The following is a 3,153-nucleotide window of genomic DNA, read 5'->3' on the forward strand; positions in this document are numbered from 1 at the left end:
AGCCAGATCACCGGCGTGGGCAGCCCCTCGAACATCTTCATCTCGGCGTCGATCAACAACGTGACCAAGCCCTCGATATCCTTGCCGACCAAGGACGAGGTACCGCGCATCGCAGCGTCCACGAGCCCGGAGTTGGGCAGGAAACGCTTCAGCGCACCCATCATTCCGTCGGTGGTGATGGCGTTGGCGTACTTGTGCGCGTAAGGCATCCCCGGAAAGAACGTGAAGTCCGGATACTGTTCACGATTCTCGCGGAAGTAGTGCGCCACTTCGCCGATCCGGTCATGGGTCGTGCACATGAAGGTGGTCACGCCTTCGGCGTAGGCATCCTTGAGCACGTCGATGACCGCGTCGGTGCGCTGGAAGCGCATCTGTTGCTGGCGGGCCTTCTCCTCAGACATGTGATTGACCCCGAAGAACTGGTTGTCTCCGAAAAGCAGGTTGTCCATCGTCGTTCTCACTTTCCGCCGGACACGAGTGCCCGGACGCGCTTCACACCCGAACGGCCGAGATCGAGCAATCGGGCGGCCAACGACCGCGCCGGAGGCCGGACGGCGACCACTTCATCGCTGAGCCGCACCGAAGGCCCACGCTTGGAGTCGTCGATCATCCGCTCGATCAGCTTGTCGGTGACGACCGCCGAGGCGAATGTGTTCTCGCCGTCCACGATCCCCCCAGCGACCCGTTCCACGAAGTGCGCCAACTGGGCGGTGTACTCCTCGCCGCGCAGGTAGAAGTCGACCTGGTCGGTGAGTTCGGTGGTGTAGCGAACGTTCCAGCCGGCCTGATAGCCCTCGGGGAGCTGCGCCTCCTCGCGCAGGTAGACCTGAATCTCCTGGCGGTCGGCGAAGATGCGGCCGGCGGTGCCCCACAGGGTGATCCTGGTGGTCATCTTGCGAACCGACTCGTCCGACCAGTTCACCGACACCGAGACCGTGCGGCCCTCGTCGTAGTAGAGCGTGGAGGAAACCTCGTCATCGATCTCGGCGGAGAAGATGCTGTTCAGCACAGTGCCACCCACTCCGACCGGCTCGCCGAGGTACCAGTTGATCAGGTTCAGCGGGTGGGCGGCGTAGTCATAGAGACAGCCGCCACCCTCGGTGCTCTTGCTCCGCCAGGTGCCGCCCTGAGGCTTCAGCACCACCGGACCGTAGGCCTCGGCCAGTCCGTGAGTGACCGTGCCGACGGCGCCGGCGTCGAGCAACCGCTTCACCTCGCCGAACGCGCCGACGAACCGGTTGTGGTAGCCCACCTGAGTGACCAGACCCTTGGCCTGCGCCAGCTCGACCAACTCGTCGCCTTCGGATCCACTGAGCGTGAACGGCTTCTCGCAGAAGACTGCGACGCCGGCCTCCAGCAGCTGCTTGACCATCGGGTAGTGCAACCGCGACGGCGTCGCCACGATGGCTGCGTCAGGTTGCTCGTTGGCCAGGAGTTTGTCGATCGACGTGTAGGTCGCCAAGCCGGTGTATTTCTTCAGTATGCCGAGCAGGTAGGTCGTGGCATCGACGACGCCCACGACCTCCACGCCTGGCAGAGCCCGCACCATGGAAAGATGCGAGATTCCCATCTTCCCCAGGCCGACTACCGCCACTTTCACCATCGTTCAACGCCTTCCATTTCGAATCTTCTTCACGTTCTTGGGCAGATAGCGATCGAGCAGAATCCGGTACTGCTCACCGATCTGGTACCAAGTGAGTCCGGAGAGGTAGCGCTCACGCGCCGCCGCGCTCATCTCGGCGAGCCGATCCGGCGACTCGAGGATCTCGTCCAGTGCGGCCTCGACCTCCTCGGCGGTGGTGAAGTAGCTCTGCCCGGCGCCGGCCGTCCAGCGGTTGTACACGTTGTCGTGGGCCAGGACCGCATTTCCCGCACCCAGGGCCTCAACCAGCGACGGATTGGTGCCGCCGACGGTGTGACCGTGCATGTAGAGCGCGCTATGAAACCGCAGTGGCTGGACGATGGCGGGATCGAAAATCGCGCCGACGAAAAGCACGTCCTCGGACGCCGCCTCCATGACCTGGCGGTGGTACTCGTCGCCTTGCGGGTCGTAGTTGCCCAGAATGACCAGCTTCTGACTGCGCGGCTTGGCCGAGAAGCCTTGGACGAGCTCGAGGATTGAGTTCTCTGGAATGGGCCGGCAGATCAGCGTGAGATAACCACCGGGCTCCAGACCCAGTGCGCGTACCGGCGCCGGATCGGCCTCGAGCACCTCGTCCGCTCCGTAGGCGATCATCGTCACCTTGCGTTTCGGCGCGCGCGTCCAGAGGTATTTCTCGATCGCCGGGTGATCGGCGATGAGATGGTTGCCCACAGCCGCCGAGAACCGCTCGTTGATGTAGAGAATGGCCTGACGGGTGAAACCCCAACGCGACCGCGACCACTCGATCCCGTCCATGTTGATCACCATCGGGATGCCCTTGAGCCGTTGCCAGGTGTTGAAGATCCCGGTGTTGTACCCGAAGACCAGGCAGAGATCATCGAACTGGCTCACGTGCCGGACGCACTTCAGGTCGAAAAGCGACGTTCCGCGCCACCCGGGCACACTCACCGGGACGTTCACCCGCTCCAAGCCGTGCCACTCGTCGTAGGTGATCTCACCCGAGCCGTCGACCTGGCAGTAGACGATGACCCGCCAACCGGCGGCGAGCAGATGCAGGCCGACCTTCTCGGCAGCCGTTTCGAAGCCGCCGTAGTTGGCCGGGACGCCATGGGTACCCAGAATGCGGACGACTGGCCTGTCGTCCGTCTCGAGACTGGATCGATCGGAATCGATCGGGGCTCGTTGGCGTGCTGACAAGCGTGAAACTCCTTCGTGGGCGGGTCGGCCGGACGCAAAGGGCGCCAGCAAGTGGGGTGTAACCGACCGTGCGGAAGCATACCGGAACGGCCTGCCCGCAGGACGTGCGTTCAGCGGCTGGCGAGAATCTGGCGCAGCGCCGTGGACGAGGTGTGGGCGGTGTAGGGAAAGTAGCGAACGCTGGCACCGACGGTAGCCATCTCCGACTCGAGCCGGTCGCCCTTCGCCGTCCCGCGCCAATCGTCGCCCTTGAACAACACGTCGAAGTGAACGCGCTCCCAGACATCCAGTTTGCTGCTGGAGAAATCGACCACAACGGCGTCCACGATATCCATCGCGGCCACCACTTCCAT

General features: G+C 63.6%; 3 protein-coding genes and 1 pseudogene. All 4 read right to left on the reverse strand.

Features of this window, described 5'->3' with window-relative positions; translation table 11 throughout:
• A partial coding sequence (locus tag AAFP05_RS08945) for a hypothetical protein (RefSeq protein ID WP_341729515.1) occupies window positions 1-449 on the reverse strand: 449 nt, incomplete at its 3' end.
• An 8-nt stretch (window positions 450-457) separates the two neighbouring features.
• A complete protein-coding gene (locus AAFP05_RS08950) occupies window positions 458-1,603 on the reverse strand; it encodes a Gfo/Idh/MocA family oxidoreductase (protein ID WP_341729516.1) in 1,146 nt (381 codons plus the stop codon).
• Window positions 1,604-1,606: 3 nt separating this feature from the next.
• A complete protein-coding gene (locus AAFP05_RS08955; RefSeq protein ID WP_341729517.1) occupies window positions 1,607-2,800 on the reverse strand; it encodes a DUF1972 domain-containing protein in 1,194 nt (397 codons plus the stop codon).
• Between the two features lie 110 nt (window positions 2,801-2,910).
• A pseudogene (locus tag AAFP05_RS08960) lies at window positions 2,911-3,153 on the reverse strand (cytidyltransferase); the annotation flags it as partial.

Origin of the sequence: Brooklawnia sp. (genome assembly GCF_032229645.1) — a bacterium.
Classification (GTDB): Bacteria; Actinomycetota; Actinomycetes; order Propionibacteriales; family Propionibacteriaceae; genus Brooklawnia.

Coding starts and splice junctions, on each gene's coding strand:
- AAFP05_RS08950 (WP_341729516.1), bottom strand. CDS start 1,603: ATGGTGAAAGTGGCGGTAGTCGGCCTGGGGAAGATGGGAATCTCGCAT.